At 46.2% G+C, this 17252-nt stretch carries 16 protein-coding genes; 10 read left to right on the forward strand and 6 right to left on the reverse strand.

Annotated elements, in window-relative coordinates; all coding sequences use genetic code 11:
* Positions 1 to 224: 224 nt before the first annotated feature.
* The 4 genes from GZ78_RS08945 to GZ78_RS08960 all read right to left on the reverse strand — a co-directional run bounded on the left by GZ78_RS08945 (position 225) and on the right by GZ78_RS08960 (position 4416).
* Complete coding sequence (locus tag GZ78_RS08945) at positions 225 to 431, reverse strand: cold-shock protein (protein ID WP_034834851.1); 207 nt, start codon at positions 429 to 431, stop codon at positions 225 to 227.
* Positions 432 to 1104: 673 nt separating this feature from the next.
* Complete coding sequence (locus GZ78_RS08950; RefSeq protein ID WP_034834853.1) at positions 1105 to 2706, reverse strand: BCCT family transporter; 1602 nt, start codon at positions 2704 to 2706, stop codon at positions 1105 to 1107.
* A 9-nt stretch (positions 2707 to 2715) separates the two neighbouring features.
* Positions 2716 to 3249, reverse strand: a complete 534-nt coding sequence (locus tag GZ78_RS08955) for a hypothetical protein (RefSeq protein ID WP_034834855.1) — start codon at positions 3247 to 3249, stop codon at positions 2716 to 2718.
* Positions 3250 to 3432: 183 nt separating this feature from the next.
* Positions 3433 to 4416, reverse strand: coding sequence for a zinc-binding dehydrogenase (locus GZ78_RS08960; protein WP_034834858.1), 984 nt, complete (start codon positions 4414 to 4416; stop codon positions 3433 to 3435).
* Positions 4417 to 5300: 884 nt separating this feature from the next.
* Between GZ78_RS08960 and GZ78_RS08965 the strand changes: the two genes are divergently transcribed.
* The 8 genes from GZ78_RS08965 to cydX all read left to right on the forward strand — a co-directional run bounded on the left by GZ78_RS08965 (position 5301) and on the right by cydX (position 11875).
* Positions 5301 to 6242, forward strand: a complete 942-nt coding sequence (locus tag GZ78_RS08965) for an MBL fold metallo-hydrolase (RefSeq protein WP_034834859.1) — start codon at positions 5301 to 5303, stop codon at positions 6240 to 6242.
* A 26-nt stretch (positions 6243 to 6268) separates the two neighbouring features.
* Complete coding sequence (locus GZ78_RS08970) at positions 6269 to 6586, forward strand: hypothetical protein (RefSeq protein WP_034834861.1); 318 nt, start codon at positions 6269 to 6271, stop codon at positions 6584 to 6586.
* Positions 6574 to 7398 (forward strand): DUF692 domain-containing protein, encoded by an 825-nt coding sequence (locus GZ78_RS08975; RefSeq protein ID WP_034834863.1) that lies wholly within the window; start codon positions 6574 to 6576, stop codon positions 7396 to 7398. The genes GZ78_RS08970 and GZ78_RS08975 overlap by 13 nt, the downstream gene beginning before the upstream one ends.
* Positions 7399 to 7415: 17 nt before the next feature.
* Positions 7416 to 8138, forward strand: coding sequence for an HvfC/BufC family peptide modification chaperone (locus GZ78_RS08980; protein WP_034834864.1), 723 nt, complete (start codon positions 7416 to 7418; stop codon positions 8136 to 8138).
* A gap of 12 nt (positions 8139 to 8150) precedes the next feature.
* The gene (locus tag GZ78_RS08985) at positions 8151 to 8753 is read left to right on the forward strand and encodes an HvfX family Cu-binding RiPP maturation protein (RefSeq protein WP_034834866.1); all 603 of its coding nucleotides are present in this window, start codon (positions 8151 to 8153) and stop codon (positions 8751 to 8753) included.
* A 196-nt stretch (positions 8754 to 8949) separates the two neighbouring features.
* On the forward strand, positions 8950 to 10527 hold the full coding sequence (locus tag GZ78_RS08990) for a cytochrome ubiquinol oxidase subunit I (RefSeq protein ID WP_034834867.1): 1578 nt from the start codon (positions 8950 to 8952) through the stop codon (positions 10525 to 10527).
* 65 nt (positions 10528 to 10592) lie between these two features.
* Positions 10593 to 11726 (forward strand): cytochrome d ubiquinol oxidase subunit II, encoded by a 1134-nt coding sequence (gene cydB, locus GZ78_RS08995; RefSeq protein WP_034836236.1) that lies wholly within the window; start codon positions 10593 to 10595, stop codon positions 11724 to 11726.
* 38 nt (positions 11727 to 11764) lie between these two features.
* A complete protein-coding gene (gene cydX, locus GZ78_RS30960) occupies positions 11765 to 11875 on the forward strand; it encodes a cytochrome bd-I oxidase subunit CydX (RefSeq protein ID WP_081869755.1) in 111 nt (36 codons plus the stop codon).
* Between the two features lie 663 nt (positions 11876 to 12538).
* Here the strand turns inward: cydX and GZ78_RS09000 are convergent.
* Entirely contained in the window at positions 12539 to 13531 is a 993-nt protein-coding gene (locus GZ78_RS09000) for an IS30 family transposase (protein ID WP_034832016.1), read from the reverse strand.
* Between the two features lie 162 nt (positions 13532 to 13693).
* Here GZ78_RS09000 and GZ78_RS09005 point away from each other — a divergent pair, with 162 nt between their 5' ends.
* Complete coding sequence (locus GZ78_RS09005) at positions 13694 to 14170, forward strand: hypothetical protein (RefSeq protein ID WP_152558632.1); 477 nt, start codon at positions 13694 to 13696, stop codon at positions 14168 to 14170.
* 129 nt (positions 14171 to 14299) lie between these two features.
* Here GZ78_RS09005 and GZ78_RS09010 read toward each other — a convergent pair whose 3' ends face one another.
* On the reverse strand, positions 14300 to 14857 hold the full coding sequence (locus GZ78_RS09010; RefSeq protein WP_236631516.1) for a group II intron maturase-specific domain-containing protein: 558 nt from the start codon (positions 14855 to 14857) through the stop codon (positions 14300 to 14302).
* Between the two features lie 614 nt (positions 14858 to 15471).
* On the opposite strand from GZ78_RS09010, the gene GZ78_RS09020 reads away from it, so the two are divergent.
* Positions 15472 to 17250 carry a protein kinase domain-containing protein gene (locus GZ78_RS09020; protein WP_152558633.1) on the forward strand — a complete coding sequence of 593 codons (1779 nt, stop codon included), beginning with the start codon at positions 15472 to 15474 and terminating at the stop codon, positions 17248 to 17250.
* Positions 17251 to 17252 lie beyond the last annotated feature (2 nt).

The raw sequence follows: 17252 nt of genomic DNA on the forward strand, positions 1-17252 counted from the left end.
TATTCTGACAGGTCGCCACATCTAAAGCGCCTACTGTTGGTGCCGGGTCGATGGAGGACTTTCACCACCCAGTCATCCAGCCGCCACCATGCGTACTGGAACAGCGCCGGTTGGCGCTAAGCGCCATACTCGGCGCACCATAAAAAAAGGCAACACCCTTGGGTATTGCCTTTTTGGCTTCACGCAATGTGAAGCAGTAAGCTACATTAGATGCAGCTTAGTCTTTACAGAGGACGGATGTCTTCTGCCTGAGGACCTTTCTGGCCCTGAGTCACTCGAAATTCAACCTGCTGGCCTTCTTTCAGAGTTTTGAAACCGTCGCCAACGATCTGACGGAAATGGGCAAACACGTCAGGACCGTTCTCCTGAGCGATGAAACCAAAACCTTTCTCTTCGTTGAACCACTTAACAGTACCGGTAGTAGTAGACATAGTCATATCCTGATATTTAAAAACAAATTTAGCCTTATTGTATTACAACATTAAGACACTGGAGCTAGAAGTTTTGTTATCGCTTATGAAGAACATGACGAGCTACTACACTCGGAACACTTAATCTATACATAAAGATTCAAACACACTTGTAACGTGGTGCATATTTTACATGACTTAGAGAGGTTCTCAACAGGTATAACCAATGATTTTTAGATGGAACCAGTTGCTTTATGCATGCGGTAGAAAAAAACCTTTCCAGATCAATCATTTACCTAGCAAACCATCTAAAACGAAAGCAAAAAAAGTTTGCTTCTTTAGTGCTTTAAGCATCAAAAAGTCTATTTTTTAAGACCAAATTAGCGAAATTCCAGAGGAAACATCTGGGACAAAAGGCTCTTCTCACCAAAGAGATAGCAATAGCTTTACCATAACTCAGGCTCTGTCCTGCTTGAGCCCGAGAGGGATAACTCAACACATTCCCCCTCTCGACTCCTCACCCTGATAGGAAAACCACTCTATAGAACCTATAAATCTACAAACTGAGTCATCATCACGAAGGGCACGAGGAAGGCGGGGTAAAAGAAGCAAACCCATCCCACGGATCAGTTCACTTCATACCCTATCAAGGATTTCAGCCGAAATTGGCTTTCACCCAAGGTTTATGGAGAAATCAGTTACCAGGACCAATACGCTCAAGAAGGTTCATATGGGGTGAAGCGTCCTGAGCCCTCAAACGAATGCGATCTTCATAGAGCCTGGTCTTTTCATTTCGCAGACCCGTTATCAGCGCATAACACATAAACAGCATGATAATTGAGAACGGCAATCCGGCAATGATCGAAGCAGCCTGCAGCGCTGCAAGCCCTCCGGTGAGCAAAAGAATGGCAGCCACCAGCCCCTGACCTACACCCCAGACAATTCTGTGCCGCATGGGCGGTTCATCATCACCCACAGACAATAATGTGGTAATCACCAGCGTGCCGCTGTCACAGGAAGTAATAAAGTAGGTACAGATCAACAGCGTCACCAGAACCTTTGCAGCCGGTTCAATCCACCCCGTATTCATCAAACTGATGGTTTCATACAAGGCAACAGTGACATCATTATTGACCGCATCGATCACTCCGCCAGACCCAAACAGCTCAATATGCAGAGCAGTACCACCAAAGGCCGTTAGCCAGAACATACCCAGCAGTGATGGAACCAGCAACACACCAATAGCAAACTCTCTAATGGTGCGACCTTTTGAAATACGGGCAATAAACATTCCCACAAAAGGTGACCATGAGATCCACCAGCCCCAGTAAAAGGTTGTCCAGCTGGACTGCCAGGAAGAAACCCCATCAGCTTCCGAATTCGTCCAGAAGCTCAGGCTGACAATATGCGACAGGTAATCACCAATATTCTGAACATAACTGTTGAGGATATAAATGGTAGGGCCCAGTGCCACAAAGAACAGTAAAATGAGAATACTCAACCAGAGGTTCAGCTCTGACAGAATACGAACACCTTTACCTACGCCCGATACGACTGATAGCGTAGCGATACAGGAAATCACAGCGATCAGGATCAACTGATTGGTCATAGAAACATCAATTCCCAGCAACTGATTCAGACCAGTATTCACCTGGGAGACACCCAGCCCCAGAGAAGTAGCCACCCCAAAGACTGTGCCGAACACAGCCAGCACATCTACAGCATGCCCCCAGAAACCGTAGATTCTTTCACCCAGAATCGGATAGAGAACCGACCGGATAGCCAGTGGCAATTTTCGGCGGTAGCTAAAGAAAGCCAGCGACAACCCCACCACTACATAGATGGCCCAGGGGTGCATTCCCCAGTGGAAAAACATCAGCCGCATAGCCACTTGCGCAGATTCGGGGGTACCACCCTCAGTAATAAACGGGTTCGACTGAAAATGAAATATCGGTTCAGCAATGCTCCAGAAGATCAATCCAATACCCATGCCTGCACCAAAAAGCATGGAAAACCAGGAGAAATAACTGAACTCCGGCTTCTGATCATCGTCGCCTAATACAATGTCACCAAAGCGGCTGAAAATAAGAAAGACTGCAAAAAAGAAAAACAGCGCCACTACCAATATGTAGTACCACTTGAAGCCGGCAATAATATAATCCCGCAGGCCGGTAAAAGATTCTGCCGCGAGTTCCGGGCGAAAAGCACCTGCTAACAAAAACAGGGCAATGATGGTCATGGCGGTTACAGCCATGGGTGGATTAAGGCCTCGTAATAGACCGGACTTAGCTCTCATGCCGGCTCCTTAATCTTGTGTAAAAAACTCTTCACCTACATGGTCACCTGCCCCACGGACAGCTCGATAAACCACCTCGCCCATCGCCTGCTGACGATGATCAACGAGCGTCACAGAAGGCTGTGCATTCACTGCATGGCGCTGACCAAGAAAGATCGCGACCGGTAACTCCAGATTACTGATCCCACGGGTTACCCACATGCGGTCAAAGTCATAGTTGCCACCAATAAACTCAAGTTGAGCCAGGCCTGTATTCATGCCTGCCAGGTAGAAGTCCATGGCTTGTTCATCCGGGAACGCATGAACCAGTACATAGGCAAAGCGAAGTTCATTCACGAGATTCTTAAGAGTAAAGGAGCCGGTTTTCCTGGCGCTGACGGCGGGATCCCCCCAGGACGAATGGACCGTCAGTTCTTCTGGCTGGTCGTCGTCAAAGCGAGTCGTATATCGGACCAGAGCCGAGGAGTCTGGCATTTCATAGCGAACTCGAATAATTTCAAGGCCGTTAGTGATATCTTCAAGAGCTAGCTGATTAGCACTCATACTACATCCATACACTTTTAGCGGGCTGCAATACTAACAAAATCAGCTAGACAGAGACAGCTTAATACCCAATTAATACCACAATTAGCGCCATTGGTAGTAAAAGTCACTACTATAATTCCTTGCTCAAAAAAAGAGCCCTATTCCCAGCCATCCTCTGCTACCAGACCGTTAGTGCCAGATTTAAAACAAGGCTACCTGCTTCCCCACTGTTCTCTGATTTCTCATCTGAATCAGTGCTTCGGGAATATCGTCAAAAGACAACGTACTTAACTCAGGGACCCGAATTTGACCGTTCGACAGTAACTGACTGAACACCTCTCCCACTCTTACCAATGTATTTCTGCCAACTTCGCCATGTTCATGACCTGAACCCAGGCTTAACTGATGAAAGCTGAGGCCTTTAGCGAACGCATCCGGATACTGTTCAGGCCTGACAGTCCGAACCAGATCACACATAGCCCCCTCAAAACCCAGAACAGAAGCACAGATAATATCGTTATCTCCTCCCACACAATCCAGTGCCGTATGCACCCCTTTTCCGTCTGTCAGCGTCATGACCTCAGCAATAACATTCTGTTGGGTGTAATCCAGAACATCAGTCGCGCCCAGGTCTTCAACGAATTCTCGATTACTCTCTGAACATGTGGCAATAATGGTATTGACACCAAAATTATCCGCCAGCTGAACGGCAAAACTACCAACACCGCCCGAAGCACCCGAAATAAAAAGACTGTCGGACTTATGGATATTCAGCTTTTCAGTTAATGCCCTGAACGCAGTCCAGCCCGCACAGGGAGTCGCTGCCGCCAACTCTGCTGCCACATTGGGGTGTTGAATCAAGGTTCTGCTGTCGTGAATGGCAAATTCGGCAAAGCCACCGTATTTACGGTACCTGTTCCCGTGGTAAAGCACCGGGTCTCCCACGGCCCAATCGGTCACCATGGGACCTATGGCAGTGATTTCGCCTGAAACATCCAGCCCACCCACAAAATGGTCGTCCATATCAACCACACGGGTATGCCAGGCATGTACTTTGGTATCAACCGGGTTCAGTGCTACCGCTTTAACTTTCACCAGCACATCGTAATCTGATTGCAGCTCTGGAACAGGAAGGCTACTGACCTTGAAGGAATCAGCAGAACGAGAGTAGGTTATGGCTTTCATCGTCTTGAATTCTAAAGATTAGAAACACAAGGATAATGAACATTGCGCCCACTCACCATGAAGTCCCACTCTTTCTACCCTTTTTGATGACTCTCGCCCTGCTGTTGCTGCCAAGCATGCATACCCTACAACCCCCTGCTCATCCTGAAACTATCGAAAGATGCCGGTAATGCTCTTCGAAAGTCTCAGTGCAAACGGTATGAGGTATAACGCTTGGCTGCACCAGGACCTGTAAAGATGCCCCTTCATTGTGTGATCTCAACTGCCCATAGCAGGGCATCCCAGACCAGCACTGTTTCGATCTATTTTTGTGCAGTAAAAAGATCATGCGGAATAGTTTTTCTACCCAAACCACAGAAAATCCGTTTTTTTTTCGCCGCCTAAAAAACACCTCCAGGCTCTGCATACCCCTTTAGGGATAGCCTCCCTACCACCTAATAAGCATTACTTATCCCTCTAATAAAATCATTAAAGTTTACTTAATTTGCGCACCTCATTATTGTGCCGCCGTGGATTTGAGTTAATCAGCAAAACAAAGATAAGGAATTCATTGCTCCGATGGATCGGATGACAGTGTTATTAATCAGATGACTTTTATATGGCTTCAGGCTGATATATAGCTTCAGGCTGATATATAGCTTCAGGCTGATATATAGCTTCAGGCTGATTTAGAAACTTTCTAAGTTGAGCCATCGACAGTGACTGCTTAATCAGATAATTCAGCAATCTTTATGTCGAATGTTAACCGGGGAACCAGAACCATTTAATTAAGATTGTCATTATAAATACTTTCATTTAATTGAATCGATTCTGACAAGCAACTCATTAAAAATAAAACAACTAATTAATCTATTAACTAGTTGTCATTAACAACAGGTATCAGCATGGCAGTAAAGCAGTTAATTGCCGCATCAGCATTGAGCCTTATGGCTGCAATCGCTCCTGCATCATCTTATGCAACGGGTATTATAGAACCGGAAAATAAAGACTTTACCTTACAACTGCTGGGCTCCGGCGGTCCTATTTCTGATGACCTGCGGGCCTCTTCTGGTGAATTAATCTGGTACAAAGGCAAGTCCCGGGTTTTGATTGACGCTGGAGGTGGTGTTTACCTTCGTTTTGGTGAAGCCGGTGCCAAACTGGAAGACCTGAATTTCTTTGGTATCTCCCACTTCCATACCGATCACTCCGCTGATATTCCAGCCATTCTCAAGGGCGGTGTTTTCTTTAACCGTGAAAAAGAACTGGTCATGTCCGGTCCAACCAAAAGCGATGCTTTTCCGGGTCTGAACGATTACATGGCTTCTTTGTTTAACCCTGAACATGGCGCTTACAAATACCTCTCTGGTATTTACGATGGAACCAATCAGATGTTCCCCGTAAAAATGGAAGAAGTCGATTACCACAGCACCCATCCCACCAAAGTATTTGAAGAAGACGGTCTGACGGTTTATGCCCAGGGTATCCCTCACGGTGACGTACCTAACCTGTCTTACAGAATTGAATCACCTGAAGGTGTAATCGTTATTTCTGCTGATAACAACGGCACTAACGACCATTTCATCGATTTTGCCAAAGGCGCCGACATTCTGGTTATGCCAATGGCTCTGGATGAGAACGCTGATGAAATCTCAAGACAACTGCACATGGTGCCTTCTGACATCGGTCGTATAACTGCCGCTATCAATCCCAAGCAACTGGTTCTTAACCACTTCATGGGACGCAGTCTGAAGATGAAAGACTTCTCCATTGCCATCGTCAAGAAAGCATACAACGGCCCTATTTATGCCGGTCGCGATCTTGCCAGCTTTCCAATCGCTCAATAAAAGAGCCTCGATAAAAGGTCATTGTCATGAAAAATAAAGTCATTCTTTCTATCGCCATGGGCTCCATGATTGGCATGGGCTTTAACGCAGCACAGGCTGCCGAGACACCAGCCACCGGCGGTGCAGAAAAAGTAGCCAGCAAACCAGACACCTCCAACGGCGGAAAATGCGCCAGCGGCAAGTGCGGCACAGTAAAAATCTTTGAGAAAGCCAATGTCGACGGCGATCACCAGGACCTTCTGGTGTATGCCCGTGACGGAAAATGTGGACTTTCCGGTAAAGGTGTAGGTGCGACTGAAACCGTCGATTCTGAAAAGCAGGTTACTGGGCTATGCGGTCAATAAATGACACAGCCAAAGGCATAGGTCTGCGGGTAGAACACCTTAAGACACTGTGCGAACAACCGGTCAGGGAAGACATCGACTTTCTGGAACTGGCACCGGAAAACTGGATGGATATTGGTGGCGCCAAGCGTGAATGCCTGGAGCAGCTGTCCGCGAAATACCCTCTGGTGGCCCATGGACTCAGTTTGTCCATTGGTGACGCAGAACCACTGAACATCGAATTTGTAAAAAGAGTCAGAGATTTTCTGGATCAATACAACATCGGTATTTACAGCGAGCACCTGAGTTTGTCTCGCGATCAGCAAGGGTATCTCTATGACCTGATTCCGACACCTCGCCACAGGGAAAACATTCCCTACCTGGCAGAACGAATCAAGCAGGTTCAGGACATCATCCAGAGACCACTGGTACTGGAGAATATCTCCTACTACCACCGCTACGACAACGAAATGCCAGAAGCCGAGTTTCTGTCAGAAGTGGTTGAACAAAGTCAGTGTGAATTGCTGTTGGACATCAATAACCTGTATGTCAACAGTCAGAACCATGACTACGACCCAACCACTCTGTTCAAGGCGTTGCCCAGTCAGGCGATCCGTTATTTCCACATAGCCGGTCACCTGGAGTGTGAAGACGACTTTCTGCTCGATACTCATGGCAAAGCCGTGACCGACAATGTTGTGCAACTGGCAAGACAGGTCATGGAATACCACGGTAGCAGACCACTGTTACTGGAACGGGATCATCATGTTCCTGCACTGGACGAACTGAGTCACGAACTGACATCGATTCAGGACGCCATTGGCGTTTATTGAACAAACAGGTACCCGGTATGCTGACTGCACCACCGACATTGAAACAGAATATTGAAACACTCACCCGCACGATACGTTCTCAGGGTATTCAATCGATTCCTGGAAAGAATATCAGCAGTCGATATTACCGTGAGTTTGTCCGGGGCAATATCAAAGAAGTGGTTCAACACAGCTTTCCAAAGTTCTGCTCATGCATTGATGAAGAAACAATGGATTCTCTGGCTAATGGTTTTTTAAAAAACCATAAAACTATTGAGCCAGAGTTTCATCACATCGCTACTGAATTTGTCCGCTTTATTCAGGCGCACTTTTCAGAAAACCCGGTGTTGTTATCCATGCTTGAGTACGAATGGGTACTGTTCTGCATTGAAATTGATTCTCAAACCGTGACCAACCTGGACAGAACGCTGTCCTCTGAATTGATTTCGGACCTGGATCTGACGTTAACACTGAACCCAACCCTGCAATACATCAAACTGCCCTTCTCTCTGGATGAGCCATTTGATTGCAAGGCATCGGTTAAACGTGGCGACTTTTATTACGTACTGTTTCGCAATAAACGCCACCAGATTCTGCAAAAGTCGCTGGGTGAACTCGACCATTATTTCCTGACCCGAATCAGTGAACACAATGGCGAACCCACCTCCATTATTCAACAGGCCTGTACCGACAAAAACAAACGGGACTTCATGGAATGGCTGCAACATTCCATCCAGACAGACCTGATTATTTGTTCTTAAGGGGTGAACAAAATGATACAACGTTTTATGCAAATCTATGACAACTTCTTCGAGAAGCTTCGCCGTGCTGATTTTGTAGCACTGCTACTGATTCGTCTTTATCTGATTCCGGTCATTTACACCGGAGCCCATTCCAAAGTGGTAGGCTTCAGTACTACCGTTGAATGGTTTGGTGCTTCCATAGCCGACGGCGGTCTGAACCTGCCCTTCCCTACTTTGCTGGCATTTCTGGCCACAAGTACCGAAGTAGTCGGCCTGATCTGTATTGCTCTGGGTCTGTTTACCCGTCTGTTATCCATACCGCTCATGTTCATGATGAGTGCTGCCAGCCTGCTGGTACATTTGCCTAACGGCTGGTTGGTGCTCGCCAGTAAAAGCATGGAGTCTTCCCAGCGCCTGAGCGGATTCATGACCTGGCTGGCTCAAAACTTCCCTGAGCGTTTCAACTATGTAACTGAGCTGGGCGATCCGGTCATGCTGAACAACGGCATCGAATTTGCTGCCACCTACTTCATTATGTTCCTGGCTCTGTTCTTCTACGGTGGTGGTCGTTATGTCAGCGCTGACTACTGGCTGAAGAAAAAGTTTTCAGGAAAAAACGGCAACATGCTGTAAAGCCTTCACCAACTTTTAACGGAATGATACCCGACAGCACCCTCAAAAAGCTGTCGGGTGAGCACTTCGTTTCACGATTTAATTCACTCTGACTGTACGGGCAATGGTGACTGTTCAACGCCAAGAACTTGAATAGTGACCTTTGCCGTAGCGGCTTTTAAAGAGTGACATCAGATCATCGATTAAAGGGGTTTATATGATTTCTGATGCTGTCGTCGAATTATCGCGGTTCCAATTCGCGATGACGGCCCTTTATCACTTTTTGTTTGTGCCACTGACACTGGGCATGAGCTTACTGCTGGCTATCATGGAAACGGTGTATGTCGTTACCGGCAAGCAGATCTACAAGGATATGACCCGTTTCTGGGGCAAACTGTTCGGTATCAACTTTGCTCTGGGGGTGGCCACCGGCCTGACCATGGAGTTCGAATTTGGTACCAACTGGTCCATGTTCTCCTACTATGCAGGCGACGCTTTTGGTGTAACTCTGGCCATGGAAGCCCTGATGGCTTTCTTTATGGAATCCACCTTTGTCGGTATGTTCTTCTTCGGCTGGGATCGTCTCAGTAAAAAAGCTCACCTGACCTGCACCTGGCTGATGGCCATAGGTACCAACCTGTCGGCCATGTGGATTCTGGTAGGTAATGCCTGGATGCAAAACCCGGTCGGTGCCGAATTCAACTTTGAAACCATGCGTATGGAGATCACCAGCTTTGCTGAGATGTTCCTGAATCCCGTGGCTCAGGTTAAATTCCTGCATACCGTATCTGCAGGATACACTACAGGTGCCATGTTTGTGCTGGGTATCAGTGCCTGGTATCTGCTGAAAGGTCGTGACACAGAGTTTGCCCGTCGTTCCTTTACGGTAGCGGCCAGCTTTGGTCTGGCCGTCATTCTGTCCACTGCCATGCTGGGTGATGAATCCGGTTATGAGCTGGGCGAAGTGGACCACGTTCAACAGATGAAACTGGCAACCATTGAAGCAGAATGGGAAACCGAAGACGCTCCGGCCGCCTTTACAGCTTTCACCCTGCCTTCTCAGGAAGAACAGGAAAATCATCTGTCCGTTAAAATCCCCTACCTCATGGGACTGATTGCCACCCGTTCTCTGGATACCCAGGTCAGTGGTATCAAGGATCTGGTTGAAGGCAATGTAGAACGCATTACCCGCGGCATTGACTCATACGTCATGCTTCAGAAACTGAAACATGGTGAAGACACCCCGGAAAACCGTGAAGCCTTTAAGGGTATGGTCGATGATCTGGGCTATGGCCTGTTGCTGACCCGCTATACAGACGACATTGCCAATGCAACACCTGAAATGGTTCGCCAGGCTGCTGAAGACACGGTACCTACCGTATGGCCGCTGTTCTTTGGTTTTCGCATTATGGTGGCCTGTGGCGCACTGATGGTGCTGCTGCTGGGTCTTTCATTCTTCAAGAGCCTGCGCGGTACAGAAATGAACAGCAAATGGTTCCTGAGACTCTGTTTCCTGGCTATTCCACTGCCGTTCATTGCCTGTGAAATGGGCTGGTTTGTTGCAGAATTTGGGCGTCAGCCCTGGACCATTTCCGGTGTTCTGCCCACCTATCTGTCGGCGTCCAGCAAAACAACAACCGACCTATGGCTGAGTATTGCCGGCTTTGCGATCTTCTATACCATCTTCATCATCATCGAAATGTATTTGATGACCAAATACGCACGTAAAGGCCCCAGCAGCCTGCAAACCGGTCGTTACCATTTTGAACAGGAAGTCAGACCCCAGCTGTCTTGATACTGACCAAACTCTGGGAATCTCCTCCCTGGCCGGGTGAGATTCCCAATCTACAGGATAATGTTATGGATTATGCAGTTTTAAAATTCATCTGGTGGGTGCTGATCGGCGTATTAATGATTGGCTTTGCCATTATGGACGGATATGACCTGGGTACCGCTAACCTGCTGCCGTTTATGAGCAAAAACAACGAAGAACGTCGTATTATGATTAACGCCGTAGCCCCACACTGGGACGGCAATCAGGTCTGGTTCATCACGGCTGGCGGTGCTCTGTTTGCGGCCTGGCCACTGGTTTATGGTACGGCTTTCTCCGGTTTCTACTGGGCTATGCTGCTCGTGCTTTTCGCACTGATGGGACGCCCACTGGCCTTTGAATACCGCGCAAAAGTGTCACCAAAATACCAAAAGATTTGCGACACTGCCCTGTTCTTTAGCGGTATTGTGCCATCACTTGTATTTGGTGTGGCCTTTGGCAACCTGTTTCAGGGCTTTGGCTTTGATCTGGATTACACCATGCGCTCCACCTTCACACAGGGCTTTTTCTCCCTGCTGAACCCATTTGCACTGCTCTGCGGTCTGGTGAGTGTGGCCATGCTGACCATGCAGGGTGCTTCCTGGCAAAACATGCGTTCTGGTGCACCTATCCAGAAGCGCGCAGCAAAAACAGCGAAGTTATTTGCCCTGATCACCATTGCAACCTTTGCTCTGGCCGGTCTCTGGGTTAGCAATCTGCCTGGTTTTGAAGTAGTCGGCAACATTGATATTTCTGGTGCAGCCAACCCATTGAATAAAACCGTAGAAGTCGCTGGACCAGGCGTATGGCTGGCAAACTACAGCCGCTACCCGCTGATGATTCTGGCACCTGCAATGGGCTTTCTGGGCGCCATCGGTGTCTTCTTCCTGGCGGGTAAATCCAATCAGGGGCTGACCTTCTTCTGCAGCTCTGCCACCCAGGCTGGTGTGATCATGACAGCAGGCTTCTCCCTGTTCCCATTCGTGATGCCTTCCAGCCTGAATCCTAATGTCAGCCTGACACTCTGGGATTCTGTATCCAGTGAACTGACACTGGACATTATGACGGTAGTGGCCGCGATTTATGTGCCTCTCATCATTGGCTATACCACTTGGTGTGTCTACAAAATGTGGGGCAGAATGACCGCACAGCACTTACAGAAAAACAGCCACTCACTGTACTGAGCAGAACAAATTATTCAGAAAGATCAGGAGAAAAGATTATGTGGTACTTAGCCTGGATACTCGGCATTATGTCAGCCTCTTCTCTGGCGATTATCAGCGTCATTAAATATGAGTTCAGAAGCGAGAAGAATAAACCCTCAGCGAACTGATCCATAGTTTGCGAAATCGGCAGTGGTTAACAACTGACCACTGCCATCATCTCTCCAGCCCTTACCGTCCTTCACCCAGGCCATTACTCAGTTTTCAGAAATTAGACCATAGACGTCTGTTTCATAAGCAGAAAACTTGGCAGAATCGGGCACAGAAATATAAGCAGTACTGGACAAATGGATTCATCAGTTGGTTGTAAAGGGAGTTTACCCTGCTGAGAAGGAGCTGAGGGGCGGTAGCGTGCCTGGACAGAACTTGAAAAAACGGTTTATTTAAACGGGGCTTTCGCAAGTTGGCTGATGAAAAGTGAGGGGTTGAAGCAAAAATAGCCTTCAGGGAATGATTGATTTTTATGGATCAACCTTTCTGAAGGATCAGCCATGTGTGTAACACCCTCACTTCGCCCTATGTTCGAATTTTCTGGTTGGGTAATCGACCGTATTGATATCGACTGGGATGCCTCTGAAGCATTTGTGTATTGTATCCATGGCTGCCTCTTCACAACAACCTGAGTGAGCGACAGATTCGGGAGTATGTAAAACGGCGAAAGACCAGCCGTAGAATCTGGATCAGTCTTACAGTAGAATTGACAAGCTTAAGCTAATATCTAAGAATCCGTTTAGCAAAAATTTGGGGTTTCTATGAATTTAGCTATCCTGAATTCAAGTCATAAGTGCATAACCCATGACTTTTCTTGCATCTATTCCTGTTAACTCTTTAAATGCCTCATAAGGGGTTTTGTAACCCAGGCATTTTCTAGGTCTACCATTCAGCTTATCGACCGCAATGATGACTTCTTTGTCTGTGACATTATCAAGCTCCATCGACTTGGGAAAATACTGCCTTAGCAGACCATTAGCGTTTTCATTCTGGCCTCTCTCCCATGAGTGATAGGGTACAGCGAAATAGCTGTCACAGCTCAAAGCTTTTGCTACCTCTTCATGCTCAACAAATTCTCTTCCATTGTCGTAAGTTATGGTTTTGACAAACTTCTTTAAAGGCTTGAGAGAGCTAACCATCGCCTGTTTAACTGCTTTCGCCTTCTTTCCTGGCAGTGGTACTGCAAGGCGAAGCTTGGTCTTGCGCTCATCCATTGTGACAACGGCTCCTTTATGGTTTTTGCCAATTATTGTATCGGCTTCCCAGTCTCCAACCCGTTTCCGGTCATTAGCAATCTCCGGACGGTGTTCTATGCCAACACGGTTAGGAATGCCTGTTCGATTATGGGCTGAACCATATCGTTTTCGGTACGTTTTACCTTGGTGGCGCAAGTGCTTATAAAGCGTTCCACCGGTTTTTTTGTCTTCCAGTATGAACTGGTAAACGGTCTCATGATGAAGCTTTATGACACCTTCCTGCTCGAGCCTTCCGACAACTTGCTCAGGGCTCCAGTCTTCTCTGATATCACGCTCAATCCGTTGTTTAATGTCATCAGTAAGCTTTATCGACTTGGTCTTTTCCTTATGCCGTTCTTCAGCCTTGCCGTGCGCTTGCTTGTGACGGTAGCCTCTTTGTCCTGTATTGCGGCCCAGCTCGCGGGACAAGCTACTCTGGGATCGCCCCAGTGCCTTGGCAATCTTATTTTGAGAGACTCCTTCTTTCAGTTGAAGTTCGATATAATGTCTTTCTTCAAGGCTCAGGTGTGTATAGGCCATCCTTGGCTTCCTCTGCTTGGTTTCGTCGCTAACAGAGTACCCCTGAGTCTTGATTCATTTCAAAGGTGTGTAGCGATCAGTTGATTACAGAGGTTATGCACTTATGATACGAATTCAGGTATTAAGATTTCCTTACTAACTTTGATTTTTTCTACATCCCTGATGGCTCAAGAATACACCTCAAAACTACTAGGGGGTGAAGATGAGGAAATATTCAGAAAAGGTTTATTTATTGTACCTGAGATAGAAATATACAATCCATTATTAGGTCAATACGCTATTAATATAGATCTTGTAAATAAGTTAATGTTATTTTCAGTTGAAGTACTGCAAAAAAACACATGCCTCTATTTTCAAACAGAAGTCTCTAAAGCCCCACGATATTATGCGAGAGTTTATGCACTTGCGACAAAACCAGGGACTACTACGACAATAAAACTCAGTGGTAAGACTATCGACAATATTAATTTCGGTCCCAGACTATGTATGATATGCAAAGAAGATGATAATTCAGTCACTCTTGAACCAATAAAAGGAGTACATGGGAATGGTGAAGAGTTTTCAATAAACATTTTCGAGAATATTGTTGGTAATTCAGAAGCATACTCAATCAATTTCAACTCAAATAATTGCCATTAATCCAAACAAGGCCTAAATCGGGTAAGGGCTGGCTTTTCTTCAACCCTTCCCAGTCGAGTCAACCAAGGGACCCTCCCCCTCAGCTGCTCACAGACCCGGACATGAAGGTCTCCCTTCATCCGGCTCTTCTTATCCAACCGGTGACACACAGCCAATGCGACAGTGTGCCATTAACCATGGGCTTCGTTTAGCGACTTTCCCCAAACACCGGGAAGCCCATCTTTTTCGTCCCCTCAATTTCTTGTATTTGCCCATCAACCAGCGAACCAGTGTTTCTTCCACATAGTTCAGAACTTTCTTCAATTCTGATGGGTAGAATTTCCCGTAGTAATTGATCCAGCCCTGCACATAGGGATTGATCAGCTTTGCCAGCTCATTAAGCGAGTAAAGTGATCGCTTGGTCGGAACTTCCAGCTCTCTAATTGTATCCCGGATATGCTGGGCAGAAGTTTTGCTTATCGCAGGCAGAAAGCTGACAAAGAACTTCCCATACCGGTTTCTGGCCAACCTTGGGCGAAAGGTGTAGCTCAGAAAGTAAAACGCCGTGTTTTCATGCTTTTCCGGTCGGTCTTCATCCATACAGTAGACCAGCTTCGTCTTTTCCGGATGTAGCGTCAGACCACTGTCTTTTAAACGCCGTCTGACCTGTTCCAGCACAGACTCCGCTTCCTGTTTGGTACTACTCAAACAATACGCGCTGACCGGAGACGATATGCTTTCTGACATACTCACCAAAGAGAATCTTGATAATTTCCAGTCACAGTACACCGGTGGCAGAGTCAGGGACTTCCCTCCACTAAAGACCCTCAGTTTGTTTAGGCACAAGGTGTGCCAGTGAAAAGCGGCTTAAGGAGTAGTCCTAAAATAACTTCCTTATTCAAATCTGCTCAAAATCCGTTCGGGCTGAGCTTGTCGAAGCCCAATGCCATAACCCTTCGACAGGCTCAGGGCGAACGGAGTCCGGGTGAAAATCGGGAAGTTATTTTGGGACAAATCCTAAGTCAGTGCCATTGGTTTATGGATATCCCTATGCTCCCGAACTGGAATTTTCTTGATTTTATACCATCTTGAAATACAGTTTTCCTAACACGTATTGTCATGAGTCAACCCGCTCCTGAATTTCAGATTATAGTTACCCTCCTTGCAATCGTGAGTGAGCAACAGGAGCAGATCGCCAGTCTGACTGAGCGGGTAGCAATGCTGGAAGCAAAGAACAAGGCACTAGCCAACAGGCTTAACTGGGTGCTGAATAGTTACAATTCATATCTTTTTCTGAGTTAATTAAATTCAGGTAATGCGTTTTGAAAAAACACTATCGTACGTATTTATTGGCGTTTTATATTTTATCTCCCCCCCTGATTGGCTCACCAACTCTAACAGAAGAGTCTGTTACACACTCTTCGCAGATGTCTCGCCTACTTATACTGTCGTCCCTGCTTTACCCTGTATTTGAAGCACAAACAGATTTTTCAGAGATCATAACCAATCCGGATGAAGACCTTCTGGAAGAGTGGCGCTATGACTATTCAGCGGGTGATAGTCGGATTGAGCAGTTTATCAATTGGATATTGAGCTCAAAAAAAATATCAAGCGAAGAAGAAATCCAACAATATAAACAGGAGCAACTCTTTGAAGAAACGGCCAGCCACTCTCTGATTGATGAAGCATTGCAGCAGTTTAATCAAAGCTTTTCTGACAATATTGTCGGATACGACATTGCGATTGAATCACCACCTGAAAACTCAGATGGTGTGAGCATCTATACAGTTCCTGGCGTAATCGTGGCAAACACAACTGATTCTGGTTCCACTCCGCCCCCCAACATTGACCAACCAGAAAACGGGGGGAATGATACGGATTCTGAAGAGCTGAAAGATCCAGAGGGGGTGGTTACCCTGTATTATTTTAATAAACAGAAGATCGCGGAAATAAAGGACTCAGCAAAAACTTTTCTACATAAAAATGAGGACGAAATAGTTACAGCAGCAGATACAGCAGCAGTTAAAGCAACAGAGAGGAGAAAAGCCTTCATCCACTATGGTAAATCATTGGTGGTAAAATCCGCTTTACCTAAAGGAGGTTCTCTGACAGAGTTACAAGAAGATAGCAGTAGCGTAAGACGTCAGATGGCAACCGAGGTGTACTGGCTCAAACGACTAAATCATAAAAATGTTATTTCGCTGTTTGGGTTTGCCCAGATAAAACCAACTGAACAGAAATCAAAAACAGCAAGCAACTCTGTTGAAAAGTTGACACAAGAGACAACAAGCGACTCTGATGCAGTGTTGACTCTAGAGTTAACAAACAGTGACAAATCAGAACAGGGCTCGCTTGACGAGTGGCCATATACAGTCGAAATGCTGTTTCTTCAAAACGGCGGCATAAGCCTTCAGGAATATATTAATGATTCCAAACTTAACCTTCTGAAGCCGGTAGCATTTATTATCTGCCAGCAGTTAATAGATGGAATTGCCTATCTCCATTCAGAAAACTGTGTGCATGCAGATATCAAGCCACCCAATATTGTAATTGAACACTTCTCTAAACCCAGAGGGTACTCTCAGATATCTGTTAAGATTATTGATTTTGGTATTTCTTTTCGTTGTAACGAGAGATCCAGAGTCGAATCGGGAACTCAAGGCTTCAGGCCTGCTGAAGTGTTTAGACCTTACCGTCATGGCACAGATCGCAGTCTCAGGGATGTGTATGCATTTTCTATTATTGTTTTTTATCTGCTCGCTTATGATGAGATGAAAAGAGATGATGGAAGGGAGTTTCAGGGCTTAATGGCAATACCAGATGATGAAGCCATTCCAGACAGATATCATTATTTTTTTCTTCACATATTAGCAATCACTAACAATCTGATTTATAAGAGACAAGATTACAGTCAATTATCTATTGATAAGTTTGATATTAAAAAACTGGCCTTCTCGAGAGAATATTCATGGTTTCTTGGAGTGATTATGGCTCTTGCATCACGAACCGAAAAAAAACGCCCTACTTCAGCCAAAATCAAAGAAATTTTTGAGAAATTTCAATCAGAATTTAACGCCTATGAGTCTGATGAAAGGCTATGATA

The organism is Endozoicomonas numazuensis, from assembly GCF_000722635.1.
Classification (GTDB): Bacteria; Pseudomonadota; Gammaproteobacteria; order Pseudomonadales; family Endozoicomonadaceae; genus Endozoicomonas_A; species Endozoicomonas_A numazuensis.